Annotated in this window: 29 protein-coding genes; 17 read left to right on the top strand and 12 right to left on the bottom strand. The window is 38.5% G+C overall.

The features are described 5' to 3' along the window. Positions 1-61: 61 nt before the first annotated feature. From BV902_RS12435 to BV902_RS12455, 6 genes are all read right to left on the bottom strand, one after another. Positions 62-592 (bottom strand): DinB family protein, encoded by a 531-nt coding sequence (locus tag BV902_RS12435; protein WP_075992208.1) that lies wholly within the window; start codon positions 590-592, stop codon positions 62-64. A gap of 10 nt (positions 593-602) precedes the next feature. Next, positions 603-1,142 carry an alpha/beta hydrolase gene (locus BV902_RS12440; RefSeq protein ID WP_157626042.1) on the bottom strand — a complete coding sequence of 180 codons (540 nt, stop codon included), beginning with the start codon at positions 1,140-1,142 and terminating at the stop codon, positions 603-605. Between the two features lie 141 nt (positions 1,143-1,283). Then, a complete protein-coding gene (locus BV902_RS28455) occupies positions 1,284-1,412 on the bottom strand; it encodes a hypothetical protein (protein WP_257787021.1) in 129 nt (42 codons plus the stop codon). Between the two features lie 15 nt (positions 1,413-1,427). Then, positions 1,428-1,880 (bottom strand): VOC family protein, encoded by a 453-nt coding sequence (locus tag BV902_RS12445; protein WP_075992210.1) that lies wholly within the window; start codon positions 1,878-1,880, stop codon positions 1,428-1,430. A 52-nt stretch (positions 1,881-1,932) separates the two neighbouring features. After that, the gene (locus BV902_RS12450; RefSeq protein ID WP_075992211.1) at positions 1,933-2,367 is read right to left on the bottom strand and encodes a GNAT family N-acetyltransferase; all 435 of its coding nucleotides are present in this window, start codon (positions 2,365-2,367) and stop codon (positions 1,933-1,935) included. Positions 2,368-2,467: 100 nt separating this feature from the next. Next, positions 2,468-3,064 (bottom strand): TetR/AcrR family transcriptional regulator, encoded by a 597-nt coding sequence (locus BV902_RS12455; protein WP_075992212.1) that lies wholly within the window; start codon positions 3,062-3,064, stop codon positions 2,468-2,470. Positions 3,065-3,272: 208 nt separating this feature from the next. Here BV902_RS12455 and BV902_RS12460 point away from each other — a divergent pair, with 208 nt between their 5' ends. Then, positions 3,273-3,533 carry a hypothetical protein gene (locus BV902_RS12460; protein WP_075992213.1) on the top strand — a complete coding sequence of 87 codons (261 nt, stop codon included), beginning with the start codon at positions 3,273-3,275 and terminating at the stop codon, positions 3,531-3,533. A 229-nt stretch (positions 3,534-3,762) separates the two neighbouring features. Then, the gene (locus tag BV902_RS12465) at positions 3,763-5,298 is read left to right on the top strand and encodes a DHA2 family efflux MFS transporter permease subunit (RefSeq protein ID WP_075992214.1); all 1,536 of its coding nucleotides are present in this window, start codon (positions 3,763-3,765) and stop codon (positions 5,296-5,298) included. Between the two features lie 223 nt (positions 5,299-5,521). Here BV902_RS12465 and BV902_RS12470 read toward each other — a convergent pair whose 3' ends face one another. The 3 genes from BV902_RS12470 to BV902_RS12475 form a co-directional block, all read right to left on the bottom strand. After that, entirely contained in the window at positions 5,522-6,214 is a 693-nt protein-coding gene (locus BV902_RS12470; protein ID WP_237242118.1) for a DJ-1/PfpI family protein, read from the bottom strand. Positions 6,215-6,275: 61 nt separating this feature from the next. After that, positions 6,276-6,404 carry a hypothetical protein gene (locus tag BV902_RS28460; protein WP_257787022.1) on the bottom strand — a complete coding sequence of 43 codons (129 nt, stop codon included), beginning with the start codon at positions 6,402-6,404 and terminating at the stop codon, positions 6,276-6,278. A gap of 305 nt (positions 6,405-6,709) precedes the next feature. Beyond that, positions 6,710-6,988, bottom strand: coding sequence for a hypothetical protein (locus BV902_RS12475; protein WP_075992215.1), 279 nt, complete (start codon positions 6,986-6,988; stop codon positions 6,710-6,712). Between the two features lie 383 nt (positions 6,989-7,371). Between BV902_RS12475 and BV902_RS12480 the strand changes: the two genes are divergently transcribed. From BV902_RS12480 to BV902_RS12505, 6 genes are all read left to right on the top strand, one after another. Next, positions 7,372-8,028: a response regulator transcription factor gene (locus BV902_RS12480; protein WP_075992216.1), complete on the top strand. Its 657-nt coding sequence runs from the start codon at positions 7,372-7,374 to the stop codon at positions 8,026-8,028. An 83-nt stretch (positions 8,029-8,111) separates the two neighbouring features. Beyond that, positions 8,112-8,597, top strand: a complete 486-nt coding sequence (locus tag BV902_RS12485) for a CinA family protein (RefSeq protein WP_075992217.1) — start codon at positions 8,112-8,114, stop codon at positions 8,595-8,597. A gap of 440 nt (positions 8,598-9,037) precedes the next feature. After that, the gene (locus tag BV902_RS12490; RefSeq protein WP_075992218.1) at positions 9,038-9,637 is read left to right on the top strand and encodes a DMP19 family protein; all 600 of its coding nucleotides are present in this window, start codon (positions 9,038-9,040) and stop codon (positions 9,635-9,637) included. Positions 9,638-9,653: 16 nt separating this feature from the next. Next, a complete protein-coding gene (locus BV902_RS12495; RefSeq protein ID WP_075992219.1) occupies positions 9,654-10,127 on the top strand; it encodes a hypothetical protein in 474 nt (157 codons plus the stop codon). 143 nt (positions 10,128-10,270) lie between these two features. After that, complete coding sequence (locus BV902_RS12500) at positions 10,271-10,684, top strand: nucleotidyl transferase AbiEii/AbiGii toxin family protein (RefSeq protein ID WP_443019324.1); 414 nt, start codon at positions 10,271-10,273, stop codon at positions 10,682-10,684. A 2-nt stretch (positions 10,685-10,686) separates the two neighbouring features. Next, entirely contained in the window at positions 10,687-11,049 is a 363-nt protein-coding gene (locus BV902_RS12505) for a hypothetical protein (protein WP_075992221.1), read from the top strand. Here the strand turns inward: BV902_RS12505 and BV902_RS12510 are convergent. Together BV902_RS12510 and BV902_RS12515 are read right to left on the bottom strand one after the other, a co-directional pair. Next, positions 11,027-12,211, bottom strand: coding sequence for an IS256 family transposase (locus BV902_RS12510; protein ID WP_075992222.1), 1,185 nt, complete (start codon positions 12,209-12,211; stop codon positions 11,027-11,029). The two genes, BV902_RS12505 and BV902_RS12510, sit on opposite strands and share 23 nt — an antisense overlap. Positions 12,212-12,415: 204 nt before the next feature. Next, positions 12,416-13,930, bottom strand: a complete 1,515-nt coding sequence (locus tag BV902_RS12515; protein WP_083663581.1) for a TlpA family protein disulfide reductase — start codon at positions 13,928-13,930, stop codon at positions 12,416-12,418. 273 nt (positions 13,931-14,203) lie between these two features. On the opposite strand from BV902_RS12515, the gene BV902_RS12520 reads away from it, so the two are divergent. The 9 genes from BV902_RS12520 (at position 14,204) to BV902_RS12565 (ending at position 22,656) form a co-directional block, all read left to right on the top strand. Continuing rightward, positions 14,204-14,677 carry a hypothetical protein gene (locus tag BV902_RS12520; RefSeq protein WP_075992224.1) on the top strand — a complete coding sequence of 158 codons (474 nt, stop codon included), beginning with the start codon at positions 14,204-14,206 and terminating at the stop codon, positions 14,675-14,677. After that, on the top strand, positions 14,655-15,167 hold the full coding sequence (locus tag BV902_RS12525; RefSeq protein ID WP_075992225.1) for an SOS response-associated peptidase family protein: 513 nt from the start codon (positions 14,655-14,657) through the stop codon (positions 15,165-15,167). The genes BV902_RS12520 and BV902_RS12525 overlap by 23 nt, the downstream gene beginning before the upstream one ends. A gap of 128 nt (positions 15,168-15,295) precedes the next feature. Next, positions 15,296-15,766: a hypothetical protein gene (locus tag BV902_RS12530; protein WP_075992226.1), complete on the top strand. Its 471-nt coding sequence runs from the start codon at positions 15,296-15,298 to the stop codon at positions 15,764-15,766. Positions 15,767-16,383: 617 nt separating this feature from the next. After that, a complete protein-coding gene (locus BV902_RS12535) occupies positions 16,384-16,857 on the top strand; it encodes a hypothetical protein (protein WP_075992227.1) in 474 nt (157 codons plus the stop codon). A gap of 551 nt (positions 16,858-17,408) precedes the next feature. Continuing rightward, complete coding sequence (locus BV902_RS12545; protein WP_075992229.1) at positions 17,409-18,410, top strand: L-histidine N(alpha)-methyltransferase; 1,002 nt, start codon at positions 17,409-17,411, stop codon at positions 18,408-18,410. Positions 18,411-18,422: 12 nt separating this feature from the next. Beyond that, complete coding sequence (gene egtB, locus BV902_RS12550; RefSeq protein ID WP_172840674.1) at positions 18,423-19,616, top strand: ergothioneine biosynthesis protein EgtB; 1,194 nt, start codon at positions 18,423-18,425, stop codon at positions 19,614-19,616. A gap of 1 nt (position 19,617) precedes the next feature. After that, a complete protein-coding gene (locus BV902_RS12555; protein WP_075992230.1) occupies positions 19,618-20,538 on the top strand; it encodes an ABC transporter ATP-binding protein in 921 nt (306 codons plus the stop codon). Then, entirely contained in the window at positions 20,535-22,100 is a 1,566-nt protein-coding gene (locus BV902_RS12560) for an ABC transporter permease/substrate-binding protein (protein WP_075992231.1), read from the top strand. Before BV902_RS12555 ends, BV902_RS12560 begins: the two co-directional genes overlap by 4 nt. 283 nt (positions 22,101-22,383) lie before the next feature. Then, positions 22,384-22,656: a hypothetical protein gene (locus tag BV902_RS12565; RefSeq protein WP_075992232.1), complete on the top strand. Its 273-nt coding sequence runs from the start codon at positions 22,384-22,386 to the stop codon at positions 22,654-22,656. 67 nt (positions 22,657-22,723) lie between these two features. On the opposite strand, the gene BV902_RS12570 is transcribed toward BV902_RS12565, so the two are convergent. Next, the gene (locus BV902_RS12570) at positions 22,724-23,218 is read right to left on the bottom strand and encodes a hypothetical protein (protein ID WP_157626044.1); all 495 of its coding nucleotides are present in this window, start codon (positions 23,216-23,218) and stop codon (positions 22,724-22,726) included. Positions 23,219-23,269 lie beyond the last annotated feature (51 nt).

Below are 23,269 nucleotides of genomic sequence, written 5' to 3' on the forward strand. Positions count from 1 at the left end.
AATTATTGTATTTATATAAATAAACCAGTCAGTCTTTTTTTTAATAAAAAATTATATTGTTTTACATGGTTCCTATTATTGACTTGATGGTGTGCAAATGGTGCAAATCATGCTCTGCAACAAAATGCATCAGGTCAATGATATTCATGGGTTGTTGTAACCTCGGATGCATACTTGTCTTCAATAAATCTTCTTCACTCAATTTCTGAAGCATTACAATTGTTTTTTCTCTTTCGCTGACTAGATCGTTAATAAGCTCTTCAACCACCATTTTGTTGAAAGAAGATTGATCAGTTGCTGTATTGCTTAAATCGGCAGTGGACATATCCGGTTTTCCTTTCATTATATCTCTAAAACGGATTCGCCATAGATCTTCTAAAAGGATTAAATGTCCTATATTCTCATTGACAGACCATTTATCTCCCATTTTGCGGGTTGAAACTTCTGTAGGACAACTTTTCAGCACTTGATTTAAAACAGCCGGAAAATCTTCAAGGAGTTTTAGAAATTCGTCAAAATATTCCGAGCCTGTGTTTGAATCAAATTGTCGATCGAACCATCTGACAAATGATTGTGGCTTTACTTCTTTCATTACTATAAATTTATAGGTTATTACTGCTTATCCATTCTTTGGCAGGTATTATCCACTCGTCTAATGCCCTGAATAGAAAACCGTGTTCCATACCTGTGTTGAGAGTAATTTCTTTAAAAGATTTTAAATCAGAATTTTTAAATCTAAGTTGCCTTGATAATAACTCAGCGTCAACATCGGTTTTTTCATTAATCGATAAAATCTTCCCGTAGAGCCTGAGCTTTTGATCTTTATTCATCGAATCATTTTTAAAGCTTGAGCCAATAAAAACAAATTTCAACGCTGGATTTTTGGCATAATAGGAGATATATTGAGCTATATAACCTCCCTGAGACGTTCCAACAATTGAAATATGGTCATAAGGAACTCCATCGCTGTGTAAGCTGTCAATTTTAAGAATCATTTTTTTTGCATATTTCTTGGGATTAGTGCCGGCCTTTCTTTTTTCAGATAGTATGACAGAATTTTTAGATTGAAGTTTTTCTAAAATAGCTGTATATGCCGCTGGTCCGTATTTAGGATGATGTGCATTTAACGGATTTTCTTCCAAAAATTTATTATGCAAAAAAAAATACATACCTATTTTGAGCATGAACAGCAAATGGAAGAAATGACAGATAAAGAATTATTAACCTGAAAAACATATAATTTGAAGAAATAGCTTATTTTAATTTAAGGACAATATAAAATTTTATTGCTCCGTATCTACAAGATTCTTTTTTGAGACATCCAGGTCATAAAAATCAGAATGGATATGAGCTTCTGTGCTGGTATTCCAAGATTCCCTGTTTATTTCCAAATAATCGTCTTCTGCATTCATATGGTATCTAATCTATTAAAGTGAATTGATTTTTTGCCATTCTTTGTAGCTAAGTACGCCAAGTTCTGGCTGACATTTACCTTTTAGAATATGGATAAATTCGAGTTGATTTCCGTCCGGATCGTCAAAATAAAGAGCAAGTGCGGGCATCCAGGCAAAAACCATTGGTTCATTGCTTCCATTTTTGAGAAAATTATAGGCTTTTAATCCGTTTTTATCTAAAAAAGTATTTGCGTTATTTAAAATAAAATCTTTGGAACAGCTGAATGCAAAATGTGTTTTATGGAGATCTCCTTGTTGTTCCCAAAGTCCGAGCATGGCCTTTTTATTTTCTCCGATCCAAAGAAACGCAATCGGCCGGGTTTCATCATAGTGCGCAAACTCAAGTCCCAATATTTGAGTATAGAACTGAACTGCGTTTTCCAAGTTGCTTACTTGAATGTGTGTCTCATATAATCCTTCAATCATTTTTATATATTTTATTATTAATAATTATAGTGTTGTCATAATTATGACCATTTCATCTTAGCATATGAATAATCGGATAATCTTTACCAGAGCCATCTTTTTCGGATCTCCCTGCTTCTCTGAACCCTAATTTTTCATAAAATCCTCTAGCCTGATAATTTTGCTCATTAACATCAACCTTTGTAATGCCTTGCGTTTCATCCATAAATTGAAATAGATGCTTTCCATATCCTTTGCTACGGTAGTCATTGTGAATAAAAAGCATTTCGAGGTTTCCTTCTGATACCGATGAAAATCCGATAGATTTCCCGTTTTCAATAAGGATAAATACTTCGAGGTTAGGGAGATAATCCTTTGGAATAGCTCGTTTAAAGAAGGAAAGATCTTCCTCAAGCAAAAAGTCGTGAGTTGCTCTTACAGCGGATTCCCAGATTTCCATGATTCCTGGATAATCTCCGGTTGTTGCGAGCCTGATTTGTGTTGGCATAACTTTAAGATGGTAATTTAGTTTTAATGATATTCTATTCGTTTTTTAGTATAATATTTATTGAAATAAACCGATCGGTCTTTTCATAAGCAAAAAAAAATTATGCTTTCAGATTCCTGATCATTCTCTCTAAATAGGACATTGCTATATTAAGCTCTGTCATATGCTTGTTGACCTTTGCCTGCATAAAAGCACCTTCGATCATCGAGATCATCACTACAGCAATTTCGGTAGGGTCGGTATCTGCTTTTATTTCATTTCTCTCTATGCCGCGTTTGATTTGATTTTCGATAGATGTTTTCCAAAATGCCAGGGCTTTTTGTACGCGTTTCTGCAGTGCCGGATGTGTATCATCAGCCTCCGTGGCAGTATTTAAAATAGGGCATCCTGCCTGTAAATACGGATACCTGAAATAGTTTTTATAGGTATGAGGATAAACCAACAACCTTTCAAGTGAATCTTTAGTTGCTAAAATACGTTCTTTCATATGCTGCGTTACCTTAGCAAAATTATAGTCAAATACGCTTAATGCAATCTCATCCTTATTCTCAAAATTACCATAAACGCAACCTTTCGAAAGACCAGTGGCGCTCATTACATCTTTTATGGATGTACCCGCATAGCCTTTCACATTAAAAACGGTCGAAGTTTTCTCTATGATCAGCTGTTTGGTATTTTCGGATTTTTGAGTTTTCATCAGTGATAATTCTTGCCCAGAACAAAGTTAATTAAAAAAAATAGAACGACCGGTCTTTTTTTTTTAAAAAGATTATTTGGATAATGCCTCAAATGTGGAGTCTTTAATATGTAACAAATCAATAAAAATAAGAAACAATATACCGAACGGTATTATATTTTTATATATTTGTACACGATTAAAGTTTTTGTCAATAGTAATTATCAAGATGCCAAAAGCAGAAAAAACAAGAGAAATTATCATTCAGAGATCAGCACAGGTATTCCATATTAAAGGATATGAAAATACGGCGTTAACTGATATTCAGGAAGTGACTAAACTGACTAAAGGACCGATATACGGTAATTTTTCCGAGCGGAATGAATCGGCAGTTGCAGTATTTCAGGGTAACATCTCGATTGTGTCCAACCGAATCAATAAATGTATAAATGATGCTTCAACTTTGTATGGCCACAAAATAATACGATAATAATTTATGAACAATCTCTTAAAATTAACGATCGAGGCACATGGAGGCCTTTAAAGTTGGAATATGTTTACTAATATATCTGCCCATCTACAAGTCGATGGGCTAACTTGGATTCGGAAACAACAGCCGGGGCAACAATACAAAAACAACCTTAACTATCTTAATGATTTTATTTAAACAATTATATACCGAATGGTATATAATTGTTTAAATAATTATAAATAAAAAAATGAATCGAATACTTTTGATCATCACCGTTATATCAGCGGCTATCATGGAATTGATTGATACGTCTATTGTCAATGTGGCAATCAATCATATGAGCGGAAGCTTGGGGGCAACATTGGAAGATACTTCTTGGGTGGTGACTTCTTACGGCATCGCAAACGTTATCATTATTCCGATGACGGGTTTTCTTGTGAATAACCTGGGGCGAAGAAACTACTATATCGGCTCCCTTGTACTGTTTACATTATGTTCTTTTATGTGTGGCAACGCTTCAGTTATATGGGAGCTGGTGGCTTTTCGCTTTTTTCAGGGTATCGGCGGAGGGGCATTGCTCTCTGTCTCTGCGACGGTGGTCTACGAATGCTTTCCAAAAGAAAAACAAAATATTGCGAGTGCCCTGTTTGGTATCGGTGTTTTTATCGGACCGACGATCGGGCCAACACTTGGTGGACACATAATTGATAACTTTTCCTGGGAATGGATTTTTTATATTAATATTCCTATCGGCATCATTACGGCTATTATCTGTTATCGGATTCTTCCGGAGTCGCCAACCAGAAAAAAGGTCAAAGAAATAGACTGGGCAGGAATCTTATTATTGATCGCAGGAATTGGTTCTTTACAGACCATTCTTGAACGTGGGGAAACAGAAGATTGGTTTGAAACCCGGTATATCATCATACTTGCAGTTATTGCATTTTTTTCACTTCTTCTTTTTGTTTACAGGGAACTTACCACAGCACAGCCTGTGGTGAAATTATCTATTTTAAGATCTCCTTCATTAAGTATTTCTGCGTTGCTCACTTTTATTACCGGTATGGGGATGTTTACTTCCATTTATCTGACCCCGGTATTTGCTCAGCGGCTTTTACAGTTTACCCCATCAATGGCTGGTTTAATGCTCCTTCCTGGATCTATTATAGCCGTGTTTGCGCTGATAATTACAGGGCGTGCGCTACAGAAAGGTGTACCACCTGCATTAGTTGTATTCATCGGCTTCTGTTGTTTCATCTATTTCAATTGGTCGATGTCCAGGGTAACTTTAGAAGTCCCGTTCACGACAATATCAGTTAATTTGATTTTCAGGGCACTGGGAATGGCTTTGCTGACGGTTCCCCTTTCTACACTTGCAATTTCGTCATTAAGATCCGAAGATATACCGCAGGGAACAGCCATAAATAATATGATGAGACAGCTGGGCGGGTCTTTTGGTATTTCTATCATCAATACGTTTATTGTCAGAAGAATGGCCCAGCACAGGTCAGATTTAGTTTCAAACATCACCTACACAAATAATTCAGTTGTAGAAAGACTGAATAAGTATACAGCTCTCTTTCAAACTAAAGGTTTTGGGCATGGTGATGCGCAGCATCGGGCCATCGGCCTAATGGATATGATTGTGCAAAAACAGGTTTTCATGTTAAGTTATATCGACGCTTATCTTTTCATCGGGGCGGCATTTGCACTATCTCTACCTCTGCTGTTATTTTTCTCCATGCGGAAAAGTAATAAAAAAAATTGTGGTCGCAGCAGCTGATCATTAGTAAAATTAATCTCAAAAAATAAGAATATGAACACAAAAACAACTCAGTTATTATTTCTGGCGGTACAGCCGGAATAGGTTTGGAGCTTGCCAAGCCATCTGTAGCATATGGAAATAAAGTGATTATCAAGAAGCAAAAGTTCAAGGGAGGATTTTGCATATTTGACACATGTGCTTTCAAAACAGAATATAGACCTTTTATTTGAAAAAAAGTCGCCTATCCATTTTCCACTTTTGATTTTTCATCGGCGAGAAGTTCATCTGCGCAGAGTTTCCCGAATTTATCAGCCGCTAACGGACTATCTGCAGTAATTAATTTTCTGTCAACGTGACAATCGCCGGCAATTTTTTTATTCAAAATTTCGATCCCAAGCTGTTTGAGTTTTTCGCCGTAAAACCAGGGCATCTCGCCGGGCTGGTATCCACTTTCTGGCAAAGTCTTATCCATTTCATCAGGAAACGAATTAATCTTATATCCCTTAAAAGGAAAATCAGCGTCTCCGCAATCTGCTACGCTTAAGAGCGCTGCGGGACCATGGCAGATTGCCAATAGATATTTATCTTCCGCTACTACCCATTTGATAAGTTCTTTGACATCATTATTTTCAGGTAGTCCGAGCATTGCGCCATGCCCACCTGGGATAAAAACGGCAACGTAATCAACATATCCTTTATTCGTGTCAGCTATAAAATCTCTCAGATTGTGCGGGTTTGAAAATTGCGTATTATACTTGTCGAGGATTTTACCGATGTTTTCATCTTCATACGGCATAGCCCACATCTCAAATTTTACAGGAGCACCTGTTGGTGTGTAGAAGTCAACATCAAATCCAGCCTGTTCGAAATGAAGAATCGGAACCAGTGTTTCGACCGGATGATTGCCTGTTGAAAACTTCTTTCCATTTTTCATGGTCATATACCGTTCTTCTGTGCAGAGCACCAGAATCTTTTTTCGGGTGTCCTTATTGCTATCACTGTACTTTTTTTTTACTGTAATTTGTCTTGGTCGTAACCATCGTCTTTCTTGAAAAAAAAGAAGGTTCGTAACCAATGCCGTCAAATACAGGCTCTTTGCTCAAATCGTTTGAAAATAATGACATAGTAATATTTTTTATTGTTTGTAATTCGTGCTATTGAAAAGCTTCGAATGTCAAACTTTCCACACTTTATAAATCTTTAAGAGATAACAATATCCAAACCCGTGCGGTTTCGCCTAAAAAATATTTGTAAGAAAACAGCCCCCAAACAAAGTCGTCAAACAGTCATGGTTGAAGAAAAAAAGGTAGTCTCGCAGGGTAAATTGAGTTGTCAGCAGATCTCAAAAATTATCATGGAATAGATGTCCAAAATAAAAGTTCCAGTACTTAAGCACATATTGATGCAGCTCGGGCCTGTGAGTTCAATTTTAAATGCTTCCATTGTTATCTAACTCTCTTTCGTCTTCTTCCTGTTCGTCAATTTCAGGAAATTCATTTTCTTCTTCGTTTCCTAGTTCTCCGTCGATGCCTAAATCATCCTGATCGGGCATTTCTGGAGTTTCATCGGATTCATTCTCTGATAATTCCTCTTCAGGATTATCTGGCACATCGTTCGGAAGATCCTCGGGGCCCTGTTGTGCGACAATTGCGAATGCAACGATAAGTATACCTTGATACCGATCCTGCGTAATTTGTTTTTTTTTCATCTTTTAATAAATATATAAAGTGAACCTTCTTGGGATCGGTTTCGTTAACTGATAAACTACGCAATATAAGTCATTTAATACTTGAAATCACTGTAATAGTCTGATGAAGAGTATTAACTGCGGAGATTAAGTTTGAGCAATGAGGATCTAAATGCATCGAAAGTTCATAATCCAATTTTAAGTGCGATGGAAACCTTTTATAAAAAATAGAAGGAAATGTTTATACGAGAAATTGCACTATATATTTCATGGAAGGTAATAATACCTGGTCTTATAAGTAATTATTACAAATTTTAAAATATAGATTTAAAACTTTCTGTTTATGTAAAAATGGCAGGCTAATTGTTCTGAAATATATATAACACACGATTTTCTCTACTACGATGTATAAAATATTACTTGTTGACGATCACACATTGGTAAGGAACGGCTTTAGGCTAATATTGGAGTCACATAAGCAGCTCTCCATTATTGGGGAGGCTGGAAATGGAGTTCAGGCGCTAGAATTCTTAGATAAAAGCGAGACACCTGATCTTATAATTACGGATCTCAAAATGGAAGAGATGAGTGGCATTACATTAATCCATAAAGTGAAGGCCAAATATCCTGAAATTGACGTTGCTGTTTTATCAATGATCGAGGATAATAATACCGTGGCTGAAGCATTTAGGGCGGGGGCAGTTGGCTTTTTATCGAAAAATTCGGATTATGACGAACTTGTTCAAGGTATATTCAACATATTACAGGGTAAAAGATATATTTCAATGGAAATAGGTCTATCCCTCCTCGATCATTTTCAGCTAAATAGTCCTATTTATATCGATAAAGAAGCTATTTTCCATCGCTACGATATTTCTGAAAGGGAATTAACGGTTTTGGAACTGATTTCACGTGGTTTTACAAACGCTGAAATAGCAGATCAGATATTTCTGAGCAAACGAACAGTTGAGGGGCACCGGCAGCAGCTGATTGATAAAACAAAAACAAAAAATACAGCTGATCTAGTGCGGTTCGCCTTTCAAAATAAACTGCTACAATAAATGCTTACGGTCAATAATGGATTTAAGATTCCGTGTAGATAAAAGGTCTGCTAAGGCTATAGTTTTAAATTAATAAGTATAAGATGGAACTCGATAAGGAAGTAATTCAACGTATTGGCAAGCTACTTGATCGTAAGACTGTCGCAACGGCCGAAAGTGTAACAGCTGGACAGCTTCAGTTTATGCTGTCCCAGATCGAAAATGCTGCAGTTAATTTTAAAGGTGGGATTACAGCTTACACGCTTGAAGAGAAAGTAAATTTATTGGGAATAGACGAGGATGAGGCCAGAGAAAGTGATTGCGTGTCGTCTCAGATCGCAGAAGATATGGCGCTGCAGGCATCACACTTGTTCAATGCTGATTTTGGTATAGGTGTTACCGGTTACGCAACTCCGGTGGAAGAGTCAAATTTTAAGTTGTATGCATATTTTGCAATATCCTATAACATGCAGATAATCGTTTCCGAAAAAACAGCATTGAATAAAAACTTCTTAGGTGCAAAAGCACAGCAGAAATATGGCGAAAATATTTTGGTCACCTTTGAAGGTATACTTGCAAAGCTATTTTAGTGATTTTTCCTCTCAAATTTATCGTAGGTGGTTTACAAAAAATAAAAAAAGGCCGGTGACATGAATCCCCGACCTTTATAACTACTAAAACAAACTAACTTAACCTGGTGAAGAACATAATTTTGATAGAACAGTTCATTATTTTTCAAAAAAAGGACTAACCTTTCGATTAGCCCCTTAACTAAATTATAGACAGATCCATTTAGGACCGGAAAATACGTTTAAAATGGCCAGGCGTAAAAGCCTGACCATACAATTAAATCAATCAATCTGAACTGATACGTAACGATCGACAATAAATGGACAATTCTTTTAAGAGCTTGGTTTGATAAAAATGAAAAAAGGCCGAGCCGCCGTAGCAACCATACTTTGGCGCGATACATAAAACACAAAAGTATGGCAAATCAATGTATATATTTGAGTAATAAAAAAATCTAAAGATGATAAAATCCATGCGAACAACGATTATTACCATTGGAATTATAATAATGATTTTAAATTTGTTTGGCTGTTCTGAACGTACGAAGCAAAATAATAAGCTATCAATTCAGACGCCATTAACCGAGCAAATTATTGATACGACTTCGGATGACATGTTATTGGAAGTCGTTTATGATAACCTCTTTCGTAAGTTATCGCCGGCATATGATAAAGAATACGAAATCGTCTTGTCTTGGAACAAATCTAGACAAGCAATTTATATGATCAGCCGATTAGAAGCAGAAGTCAATAATGGTGGTTATAATCAGTTTTATTTTAATTCAAGCGGCCAATTTGCTGCTGCGCTGCCAGAAGCGTTGAAATTAGTTGGCGCTACAAAATTTGCTGATCTGACCGAGCGAGCAAACAGCACATTTGAAAAGGATAAATCGAAAATAACCGAAGATCAGGATGGTACGGTAGAAGGTTTTAGTAAATCGTATGAGAATAATCCGTTAAACAAATTTGACGAGGAATTTTACAAACTTAATGACGTTGAAAACCTGCAGAAAATACAGGTTGACTACGTCCGAAAGAACAAGAAAGAGTTTACTGATTAAATCCTATCTTAGTCCTATGCTGTACAATCCCTTTGAACAAGTCACCAAAAGTTCGTTTCGCGAGCTCGTCGAGTCGGGCTATGCCGACTTTGTGCTGCAGCGCTTTGAGTGGCCCGATGTCAAGGAAAAGACAGGCTTCCTGCTCACGCCTTATGATGATAAGGAAGCTGCCGATCAGCATGCCCATCAACTGGGGGCAAAGGAAGGAAGAGCCTTGCAGTTGCCGCAGGATGCCGATAAGATCGAAAGCTTGTTGGAGACTGGATCAGGCTATCGGATCTTCCTCAATCGCTTCAAGGAGGAGAGCTGGGATAAGCGTATGCTTAAGCTCTACGAGAAAAATATTGTCAATTACCTGCGTACCAAGACCAGGTTTCAGCGCAAAAATCCGATCGATATCCTATTCTCCTTAGCATACGGTCGGGTAGTGGCTACCATTACCGATGGGCAGACCAAAAAGAAAGTATTTGCTATCGAGATCCTTCGGTAATCAGATCCGGTCCGAACCAGAAAGCAGCCATTTTCTTGTCGTAGGGCAATCCGTATTTACAGCACAAATTGCGTATATGCGTATCAAAGCCAAACAAGAAAGGATACAATTTTTTGAATTTACGTTTTTCGTACGTCGATCACTTGTCCAATATTGCTCCCGCTATGGGAAAGTCTTATACGATTGGAAATGATAAAAACAACAGCGTTAAATTGGACGTTTTCTATGCAGACCCGTTCATTCAAGAACTTATCGAAGAAGATAATATCCGTTTAGCCTCAATCGAAGAAATTATTGCCATGAAGATCGATGTGATTCAGCGAGGAGGACGTAAAAAAGATTTTTGGGATTTACACGAGTTATTAGATAAGTATTCGATTTCACAAATGGTTGCATTACATGAAGAGCGATATCCGTTTTCTCACGATGAGAAAACGATCTTGATTAACTTAATCAATTTTGAAAACGCTGATAATGACTTCGATCCTGTGTGTTTAAAAGGTAAATATTGGGAATTTATTAAAGCTGATTTTGAAGAAGTAATAGGTAAGATTTAGTTGTGGGATTCAGACTGGGGGCAAAGGAGGGAAGAGCTTTGCAGTTGCCGCAGGATGCCGATAAGATCGAAAGCTTGTTGGAAACAGGATCAGGCTATCGGATCTTTCTCAATCTTATCAAGGAGGAGAACTGGGACAAGCGTATGCTTAAGCTGTACGTGAAAAATATTGTCAATTACCTGCGTACCAAGACCAAGTTTCAGCGAAAGAATCCAATCGATATCTTATTCTCTTTAGAATATGGTTGGGTAGTGGCTACCATTACCGATGGGCAGACAAAAAAAAGTATTTGCTATCGAGATCCTTGGGAGTGTAACACCAACTGTGTCATAGGATTAAAACTTAAAAACCTCTTTCGAGTTTGAGTCTATCCCCAAATCTAATATAAAGTTGGGATATGGTCAAGCCCCAGTTATGCATTGGCATCGTCCATTTTTTTGCGATATCCTTTATGATCAGATACATCAATTTCATTAGTGCCTGTTCGGAGTTGAAGGCTCCTTTAGACTTAATGATTTTTCGTATCTGACGGTGCATTCCCTCGATCGGATTTGTGGTGTATATAATCTTGCGAACCTGATCCTCGTACTCAAAGAAAGCAGAAAGATTGGTCCAATTATCCATCCAGGATTTGGCAGCAAGTGGATATTTCTTGCCCCATTTTTCTTCAAAAGACAGTAGGTTTTCATAACCTATCTCTTCGTTCACAGCCTTATAGACCGGTTTTAGATCCTCCATTACAAACTTCTTATCTTTTTCGGTTACGTAACGCATACTTGTTCTGATCTGGTGAACAATACACAACTGGATCTTTGTTTTTGGAAAAATAGCTTCTATGGCCTCAGGAAACCCTTTTAGACCATCAATACAAGCAATAAGGATGTCTTCAACGCCACGTTGCTTTAGATCTGTAAGAACTGAAAGCCAGAACTTAGCTCCCTCATTTTCTGAGCTATAAAGACCGATCAGATCTTTTCTACCATCCATACCAACTCCCAGGATATTATAGATAGCCCTCGATTCAACAGTTCCATTCTGGCGAACCTTGATGTGCATACAGTCCAGGAATACAAAGGGGTAAACAGCTTCAAGAGGCCTGCTACGCCACTCATTTACCGCTGGAAGCACACTTTCTGTAATACGCGATATTTCTGTGGCAGAGATCTCCATTGCATACATTTCGCGTACAAACTCGCTTATCGCCCGTGTGCTCATTCCTTTGGCATACATGCTCAATACGTGTCCCTCAAGCTGTTCAGTGATGATTAATTGTCTCTTAGGTACTACTTTAGGCTCGAACGTTCCCGATCTATCCCGGCCTGTCTCCAGCTCAAAAGTTCCGGTATTGAGACCTCGGACTGTCTTTTTTGTCTTGCCATTTCGACGATTGCTATTGCCCGAAGCTTTCTCTTCGTTCAAGTGGTTTTCCAGTTCTCCATCCATCATTGATTCCAACAGATACTTCATTAACGGCGCTAGGACGCCATCATTGGGAGACAAACTTTTACCTTCGTAAAGACCTTGCATGGCTTCTGCCTTGAAGCGTTCAAAACGGCGAAGCCCTCTTGAGTTCCTTTAAAAACAAACACTAACGAAAAATCGAATGGGTCTTTTTCTTTCATGACCATGTCGTTTGAATAATTGAATATAAATAATCTTATTGAATTATTCCATTGACACAGTTCATGTTACAGTCTCACGCTTTAATGGTTTAGAGCTTATGAGTTCGAACTATATATCGTTAAGTTTACTTTCCATTACTTCAGGTCGCAGATGATTTCCTTTTTGCTTTATTAAACCATTTTTATCGATATAAATATAATAGGGAATACCAGGTATATTAAATATTTTAGATAGATCTATGCTTTGTTGGGAATTTAGAAAATAATGATCACCGCCCAATTGAAGCTTGTTCAGCGTCCGCATATACCTATCTTTATCAGAGAATACACAGATATAAACAAAGCTGATCGCTTTGTCCTTAAATTTTTGTTCTAATTTTTTGGAATTTGGCATCTCCTTTAAACATGGGCTACACCAAGGTGCCCAGATGTCGATATAGATTACCTTATTTTTATTTTTAGCGATGATTTGTTTAAAAATTTCTTCGATTCCCGAAGAAAACTGATGGACTTTTAGTGCTTCGTTTAGCGGAATTGGTGTTTCGATTTCAGTTTTAGTTTGTTTATAAATATTGAATAGCTGGTCTTTTAAGTATGGTTTTGTAATATACTTATCGATGATAGCGTAGTTGTTCTCGTATAAATTAACTGACTGTTTTGCAAGGCTTCTACTAAAAGCTGTCGTGAGCATAATCTCCCTTAATAGTGGATCTTCTACTATGTCGATGGTGCTGTTGATCATTAATGAATCGACCACCTTAGTTGGCCCCAATATTCCTCCATTCGGCATTTTATCAATATCCTTTGGAAGTTTGCCTTCTTTGGCCACGCGTTCATAAAGGTAAAAGTAAAAGATACTAGCTACGGCATTTAAGGTTTGTGTATTTTTTAATTGTTCTGTTGTGAGCGGTAACCATTCTTTTAATTGCTCGAAGTACTTGGCTGGTACTACCCAGGTCTTATCAAAGGGTAAAAGGTTGTTTTGCTCACGATGATTCATGGGGTAATGGCCTAGATCATCAAAATATTTGTTTTTTAGATCTGTCTTGATCCAAGATTTGCTTTCATCATTTGGGTGATAAGAAGCTTCAAAGGCTTGAAATACCTCTGTTGCAATTCTCAACCTATTTTGGATATGGCTTTTGTATTCTTCAATTTCCATTTCCTTGAAAGATTTTAATTGTTCTTCCCACATTTTAAACAGTCTTGCGTCAGAATAATAAATCTTGAAGAATGTGCTAATATCCTGATTTGTCTTCGCATGATCACCCGCATATTCAATAGATTCTAAGACTTTTGCCATGGAATTTTTATCGCCATCAAAGATAAGTTTTAGATTATCTTTTGGTTGCAATAAAATAACAAACGATGTTTTATAGACCAAGTATATCTCAGACAGTAAGTCAATGGGGATAGATTGAGAAAAAGTACCATTGGTATCCACATCAATATTCACCTGTAAACTCGGGAGCCCAAGCCGTTGTACATGGGCTGTAAAGGGTATGCTTTTATCGTAATTTTTTATTTTCCCCGATAATAATGCGGAACTCACCCTATCAGGTGTACCTTGACCCCAAGCGAAAAAGGTCATGCAAATGGCTATACATATTAAAATGTGTCTCATAATAATGGAATCATTTTGAAAAAAATCATAATTAAGGCTTAATAAATCTTTGATTTAATTAAATACAATATATTGTAAATTTTTTAAATAAAAAGATCTATTTTATTCAAAATTGTGACGAATAATCTCAGACAAGTTATATTTTACATAGCTTTTGTTCATTGTCCGTACTTTTAAACGAATTCAGTTACTTTATCTTCCGCGCCATCACCGTAATTGTACATGTTCAAATGGAATGAATAAAAACAAGATCGAGTTTTTGTATTAGGCCCTATGCTGTACAATCCCTTTGAACAAGTCACCAAAAGTTCGTTCCGCGAGCTCGTCGAGTCGGGCTATGCAGACTTCGTGCTACAGCGCTTTGAGTGGCCCGATGTCAAGGAAAAGACAGGCTTTCTGCTCACGCCGTATGATGATAAGGAAAACGCCGATCAGCATGCCCATCAACTGGGGGCAAAGGAAGGAAGAGCCTTGCAGTTGCCGCAGGATGCTGATAAGATCAAAAGCTTGTTGGAGACTGGATCAGGCTATCGGATCTTCCTCAATCGCTTCAAGGAGGAGAGCTGGGATAAGCGTATGCTTAAGCTCTACGAGAAAAATATTGTCAATTACCTGCGTACCAAGACCAGGTTTCAGCGCAAAAATCCGATCGATATCCTATTCTCCTTAGCATACGGTCGGGTAGTGGCTACCATTACCGATGGGCAGACCAAAAAGAAAGTATTTGCTATCGAGATCCTTCGGTAATCAGATCCGGTCCGAACCAGAAAGCAGCCATTTTCTTGTCGTAGGGCAATCAATATTTACAGCACAAATTGCGTATATTCGTATCAAAGCCAAACAAAAAAAGGATACCATTATGTGCTGGGATATTAGCCTCCATACCGATATTGAGATTATCAAATATACCTTTCCGCAATTGCGGGACGAGCGTCGTCAATTGGATTACAATTATGACTATCTGGAAAACGTCCAGGCCATTACCTTTCCCAAATATCCGATCCTTTATAAGGACAAGGACTCAAGCCAGCTGGCCTTGACCGAGATGGAGTGGGGGGTATTGCCTACCTATATTGACGATCCCAAACTGCAGGCCGATCGCAGGCGCAATATGATCAATGTGCGTAGCGAACGTATCCTGGAAGATAAAAAATCCTATTGGTACCGCTTGCGCAAGCAACGTTGCCTTATCCCGGTGAGTGGTACCTTTGAGCATCTTCGGAATAGAAACATTTGATAGAGATGTATATAAATATGGAGGAAGTATTGGAACTCCATTTTTTTATAGTATAATTCCAAATTTGATGTACAAAACAATAAAAAAGGTAAATACTGATTTACCAAGATCTTTAATTTTTAGAAGAAATGATAAATAGATGGTTTGTGATGCTATTTCTAGCATTTTTAGTTGGAGGATGCGACCTTGAGACTAATATCGTAGATCCTCAAGCTTCACATTCTATACAAGAATCTGCAAAGTCAAAAGTGCTGGTATCGATCGGACGCCCCACGAGTCACAATAGCAGGTTCATTAAAGAAATATGGATAGAAAGAGCATGGAAAAATTCTTTAAAGAATGGTAAACATTATAAGGAAATTTTCAATTCTAATCAAATTGTATTATCCCTTAATAAAAACCCACAATACAAAATAGAGGATTATGCTTTAATTTGGAAAATGTATGATTCTAAGGGCGATGTTTTTGGAAGTGGAAATGGGGCTTTGATTTTGGATGACATTGGAATAAGTGATTCAATTAACCTTACTTTATTTAATATAAGCGATTCTACAAGAACTGAAATAGGAAGCTTTAAGTTTATAAAAATCAACAATTGAATTTATGTCTAATCTAAATAGATAGGAAAGAAAATTGTTCTAATAAATGGCTAATGCTAATTTTAAACCCGTCGAATTCGACGGGTTTAATTTTGTATACCTGAGGCAAGAAAAATAGAGCATTTATCTGGCTCCTGATATCGATCCGAAAGAATAGATCGTTAACATCTTAATTTACACTGATCGATGTGTAATTATTTATATACAAAACAAGACGCTACAAAAGCCCATACGCTTATCAATTCCATTTTGAATAAGCGCTCATTCAAATAAAAATAATTGTAGGCGGGGAATAAGAACTCGGCTTTTTTATAAAAAGATCAAACGAAAGCGAATCAGCCATTGTTATACCTATACTTTCATAAATTAGTTAATAACAGGTAGTAAAAAACCTTGAGATCCCCTCCTCAAGGTTTTTTTTATTTTTTTTTAAACGAATATTATATTTCTATTGTCCTTTATACGAAAAATGAGAAGATTGCTTTTGCTGGCTTAATTTGCACTTGTTAGGCCAGCATTTTTTTGAAACCGACTATCCCATTATTGGGATCATAACTATATATATCAGGGCTGGTTTATTCCGGCCTTTTTTGTGATATAACTCCTATCTTAGCCCTATGCTGTACAATCCCTTTGAACAAGTTACCAAAAGTTCGTTTCGTGAGCTCGTCGAGTCCGGCTATGCCTACTTCGTGCTACAGCGCTTTGAGTGGCCCGATGTCAAGGAAAAGACAGGCTTTCTGCTCACGCCTTATGATGATAAGGAAGCCACCGATCAGCATGCCCATCAACTGGGAGCAAAGGAAGGAAGGGTCTTGCAGTTGCCGCAGGATGCCCATAAGATCGAAAGCTTGTTGAAAACAGGATCAGGCTATCGGATCTTCCTCAATCGCATCAAGGAGGAGAATTGGGATAAGCGTATGCTTAAGCTCTATGAGAAAAATATTGTCAATTACCTGCGTACCAAGACCAGGTTTCAGCGAAAGAATCCCATAGACATCCTATTCTCCTTAGCATATGGTCGGGTAGTGGCTACCATTAGCGATGGACAGACCCAAAAGAAAGTATTTGCTATCGAGATCCTTCGGTAATCAGATCCGGTCCGAACCAATAAGCAGCCATTTTCTTGCCGTAGGGCAATCGGTATTTAAAGTACAAATTGCGTATATTCGTATCAAAGCCAAACAAAAAAGGATACCATTAGGTGCTGGGATATTAGCCTCCATACCGATATTGAGATTATCAAAAATACCTTTCCGCAATTGCGGGACGAGCGCCGTCAATTGGATTACAATTATGACTATCTGGAAAACGTGCAGGCCATTACCTTTCCCAAATATCCGATCCTGTATAAGGATTGCCACCATTGGGAAGTGATACGACGCAGACTTCGTTGTTTTAACTAAAAATGTCGGAGAGATAATCTTTAGTGTGGTTCAGAAAGTTACTTTGTTAAAATTTTTTTAAAGAACGGAATTCTTTCAGCCAATGACTGTGCTGTGTAGTCGTGAAGTTCTACTCTTCTCATGTTCTTCTCTTGTCGTTAGAGATCGACTATTTCCACAGATTGGATTATTCTGAAACTATTCGCTCATTTTGCCTGTTATATTGCTGTATAAAAGACCGCAAAAACCATAGAGTTATGAGTTTACAATTAAATAATGTTCTACCGGTAAATAGTGCTGTACCTGAGATCGAAAAGTATGAAGGGATTTTTCACAAGGACGTGATAGAAGGTTTAAATACTTATCCAAAGAAATTATATTCAAAGTATTTTTATGATCCCATTGGCGATCGACTTTTCCAGGATATCATGCATATGCCCGAATATTACCTGACCGACTGCGAGCTCGAAATATTCCGCACAAAAACCTTTGAGCTAGCGGATTTAATCACTACTGATGAATCCGATTTCGACCTGATAGAACTCGGTGCAGGTGATGCCCTTAAATCAAGTCATCTATTACAACATCTCAGCGCAAATCACACCTCATACTCCTATATGCCTATCGATATATCGGGCAATATTCTTTCGTTATTAGTCGAAAAATTAGATCGTGACATCCCAAATTTAGACATTGTACCGCTTGAGGGAGAGTACTTTGAAATGCTTGACCAAGCGATGAAAATTTCCACACGGCGAAAAGTAGTATTATTTTTAGGCGGTAATATAGGTAATATGGATATGGACGAAGCCCAGCTTTTTTGTGCCGAAGTGCGCCGTAAACTAAGCCCCGGTGATATGATTATAATCGGTTTCGATCTCAAAAAGAATCCACACACCATTCTTTCTGCTTACAATGATAAAGCCGGAATCACGTCGGCCTTCAATATCAATTTATTGAATCGCATCAACAGTGAACTTGAAGCTGATTTCGATACCCAATATTTTCAGCATTATCAGTCCTACGATCCAATTTCTGGAGCCTGCCGCAGTTTCTTGGTCAGCCTAACCAATCAACACGTCCATATTAAGGGTGATTCCATATTTTTTAAGGAAAATGAATTGATTGACATGGAAATTTCTCAGAAATATGCTCCTGAGGAAATACAGCGTATGGCATCCTTAGCAGGATTTCAGCTGATCGCAAATATTGAAGACAGCAAAGGATGGTTTGTTGATTCGGTATGGAGGGTGTCCTAATACGTTTTATTTATGAAAAATATACAAACTGCGATTATTGAAATGTCGGAAAAGCAAAAATGGATCGATAGCTATCTTGCTATACGGGCATATTCCGAAGAAATTTGCCAACCGTTGGAAACCGAGGATTATGTGGTTCAGCCCATAGGAGATGTTAGTCCTCCAAAATGGCATCTTGGACATACCACTTGGTTTTTCGAAACATTTATTTTACTTCCGCATCTGCCAAACTACCAGCAATTCGACGCTGATTATAATTTTGTGTTTAATAGTTACTATGAAACAATAGGAGCAAGGGTGATTCGTACAGATCGAGGAAATCTGAGCAGACCGTCCGTGGCAGATATCTATAGATACCGCAAATGTGTGGACAAGTACATGATTGAGTTTGTGGATGGTGGATTTTTGACAAATGATCTTCTGGACATCTTCGTTCTAGGATTAAATCACGAACAGCAACATCAAGAATTGCTGCTTACAGATATCAAATATATACTTGGGCACAATCCACTTTTTCCTGCATACGGCAGTACAAAAGCCGCTATCAGTTATACTGCAGCTGAATCAGCGTATGTCAAATTCGATGCTGGGATTTATGAAATCGGATATGAAGGTGCGGGTTTCTGTTTTGACAATGAGAAAGGCAGACATAAGGTTTATCTGAATGACTTTGAAATTGCGAGTGATTTGGTGACAAATAAGGAATATATGGCTTTCATGGAAGCTGGTGGGTACGCTGATTTCAGGTATTGGCATGCCGAAGGTTGGGACTGGGTAAAACGGCGTCAGGCTCGGGCTCCCTTATACTGGCATTTGATGGATGGTCAATGGATGAATTATTCCTTAGCGGGGTTGATGGAAATAGACCATGAGGATGCAGTTTGCCATGTCAACTTTTATGAAGCTTCCGCATTTGCAGCATGGAGGGGAATGCGGCTTCCGACAGAGGCAGAGTGGGAAGTCGCGGCAGATTATGTCAATTGGGGACAGCGCTGGGAGTGGACCAATTCTGCATATCTACCTTACCCCGGATTTAAAAAGGAAGCTGGTGCCGTGGGCGAGTATAACGGAAAATTTATGGTTAACCAAATGGTCTTGCGTGGAGCCTCTATTGCAACACCTAAAGATCATAGCCGCAAAACGTACCGAAACTTTTTTCAGACGGCACTGCAATGGCAATTTACAGGTATTAGACTGGCGAGATAATATGATAGATATCGTCTCCATTTCAAAATTCTTCAATGGAAAGGTTGCAGTCGATCAGATTTCCCTTCAGGCCAAGGAAGGCGAAGTTCTTGTTCTGCTAGGGACCAGCGGTTGTGGAAAGACGACAACCCTAAAAATGATCAATAGACTTATCGAACCCGATAGGGGTCAGATTTTTATTGCTGGAAAAGATATCAGGGAAAAACAAGTCCAAGATTTACGTAGGCAAATTGGTTTTGTCATGCAGCATGCTGGTCTTTTTCCACATTATACGGTTGCACGCAATATTGCTGTAGTTCCAGAATTGCTGAAATGGGAAAAAAAGACAATAAGCCTGCGTACTGTGGAGCTACTTCACAAATTAAACTTAGGCGAAGACATCCTCCAACGTTATCCTCATGAACTAAGTGGAGGCCAACAACAGCGCGTAGGCATTGCTAGGGCACTGATAGCCGATTCACCAATTCTATTAATGGACGAGCCCTTCGGAGCGCTGGATACTATAACCAAAGCAGATATCCACGCAGAGTTTAGGTCTTTGGAGGAGATACGCAGTAAGACGATCATCCTTGTTACGCACGATGTGCCGGAGGCTTTTGAACTTGGGCAGCGGATCTGCTTAATGGACAAGGGGAAAATTGTGCAGATTGGAACCCCAAAAGAGCTGTTATATAGACCTGCAAGTGAATTTGTAGCCAATTTCTTTGCCGAAAACCGCCTCTTATTGGAGTATAAAGTGGCTACCTTACAAGAACTACAAGGTATTACCGCGATAGATCCTTTTATCTCACGTTATGGATTTACATTACGCACAGATTTATGGCATGCCACTCAAGTTCTGAGTATGCATACAGAAACGGCGCAAGCCTATGAAACGTTAGTGGAGGCATTTAACAACTATCGAAAACAACAAGTGGTATGAAAGCGCAAAGTCTTTGGCAATTTATGCTCGAACAACAGGACAAGCTATTTACCCAGATAGGCCAACATCTTGGGCTTACATTTTTATCTTTGGTATTTGCAATTCTTATCGGTGTGCCACTAGGAATACTGATCTCGAGAAAAAGAAAATTTGCTGCTATTATTTTAGGTTTTGCAGGTGTTTTGCAAACCGTTCCGAGTATTGCATTGTTGGGCTTTCTTATTCCGATCTTAGGTATCGGAGCCATTCCTGCCATTGTTGCACTATTTATCTATGCACTTTTACCCATCATTCGGAATACCTTTACAGGCATTACTGGAGTTGCCTCTAGTATCGTGGAGGCAGCCAAGGCGATGGGTATGACCACTTGGCAACTGCTTCTCAAAGTAGAGCTACCACTAGCCATGCCAGTGATTGTCGCAGGTGTACGCACAGCGGCAGTGATCAATGTTGGCGTAGCTACCTTGGCATCATTTGTTGCCGCCGGGGGCTTGGGTGAATTTATTTTTGGCGGTATATCCCTTAACAACTCCAACATGATCTTGGCCGGCGCTATTCCTGCAGCATTACTAGCAATCCTCTTGGACAAAGGCATAGCACTCATACAATATTCCTTGGCACATATCAGAAGCCGACAGACCTATATTATATTGGGCATATTCGCCGCTGTTTGCATTTTAAGTATGCTTTATATGGGTACGAAGTCTAATGACAGTCAGATCAAGGCGGGTTTTACACCAGAGTTTATGGGACGTCAAGATGGTGATCTGGGACTTCGCAGTAGCTATGGCCTTCAGGTCAACCCACTTGTTGTAAGCGACGCTATTATGTATAAAGCCGCTTATGAAAATGATCTTGATCTCATTAGCGGATACTCAACCGATGGGCGGATCAAGGCATACGACCTGTTTGTGCTAACAGATGATAAGAAAATTTTCCCACCTTATTTTGCAGCGCCAATTATAAAGACGGCAACACTTCAGAAATTCCCAAAGCTGGAAGAAACAATGAATCTGCTGGCAGATAAGTTCAATGATTCGGTCATGACGGATCTAAATTATAGAGCCGATTTTTTGAAGCAGACGCCAGAACATATTGCAAAGGACTTTCTACTGCACAACAACCTTTACAAACCACCTGGTTCAGGGGGCACTGGTACGATCAGGGTAGGGTCGAAAATTTTTGCGGAGCAATATATTTTAGCTGCGATATACAAAATGCTGATTGAAGGCCATACCAATTATAAAGTAGATACAAAGACGGGGTTAGGCGGGACCAAAATATGTTTTGATGCTTTGATGAGCGATGCGATTGATTGCTATGTAGAGTACACCGGAACAGGCCTTTTGGTGTTGTTAAAACCAAATCAGCAGGTATTAGGAAGCGTATCCAAAAGTCCTTCCGATACCTATAATTATGTGAACAATGAGTTTCAGAGGCTGTACGGCATCAAGTGGTTAAAACCTTTGGGATTTAATAATGCTTATGCGCTAATGATGCGGCGGTCTCAGGCCAGAGAACTTCATATTGAAAGAATTAGTGATTTGAAAAAATATTACTAAAAGTGGTATAAAAACTAAATCAGAAAGTCAAAAAATGATGTTCCGAAGCATTTCTCCTGTATGATTACACCTCATAAAACTCATACAGGACAGTTTTAATAGTTATATATAAAAAGGAGTAACCACCACGAGTCTCTTGATTCGGGAATGGATCCGATGCAAGCGATCAGTCAGATTTAGTACTATTAGGATCTGCCGCTAAGCACAAAAAGTTAATGACTTTTGAACCATATGGGTTGTATTTCTGTTCCAAAGTAAAGACAACCGTATATAGCTTTCGAAGATGAAATTTGTCAAAGTAAATCGAGTCGTATTAACCGCGCTGCGAGCGATGGGGTATAATGTCCTAATTTCACCTGTCAATGTCCAGGATCCACAAAATATTACCTGGAAGGCGATATGGGTGGATGACGTAGATACCTGGATCAGGAGTTTGTATTGTGGGCATGGAAGTACGGCTCGTCCTAATATTCTGGACGTTGATTATGTATTAGCCAATGTTCCCGAGTGCTATTTGTCGGGAAGTGTATTTATAGAAAGTGATAAGGTCCATTAGTCTATAAGTCCGCTTGGTTATTTGGCGTGAATATCTTCTGTTTAAAGATTATTGTGACTACATTTTTTTAAGAGATCCAGAGGTTAAAGAATCGTTGTATGATTACCCATTTACCATTCACTTTTTCAAGCAGAAATGCATCACCGTTTCCACATAAAGGGCCGCATATATAGTCAACCGGCACGTATGCTTTTTTGCGATTATACCCTATAATGGGAAGGTGAAAGTAATAAATGCTTTGGTTGCGGTCCATCCTGTATTTATCGGCGTCATCAACAGTGTACGCTGCTTTGATAGCGGCTGGAATCGGGATGATTGCCTTCCTTTCGTTCATCTGATTCAGCATATCCAGCGAATCTGTGAGCTGGTTATCCAGTATTTTCATCAGCTTCTGTGGATCGACGTTGTAAAAAACATAATTCCTGTCATGCAATGATGAGATAGAATCTCTCATAAACTTGTTATGAATGAACGCCCTTCGTTCTCCTTCACGTTGCAGTTTGATACCAGCTGAATCGTCAGACAAAATTGTTTCTAAAATGGAAATATAGTCTTGTTGCATTGAGCTGTCATTGTATATTTTGGACTTATTATTTTGTACCGGTGTCATTGT

This window comes from Sphingobacterium sp. B29, from assembly GCF_001952815.1.
Taxonomy (GTDB): Bacteria; Bacteroidota; Bacteroidia; order Sphingobacteriales; family Sphingobacteriaceae; genus Sphingobacterium; species Sphingobacterium siyangense.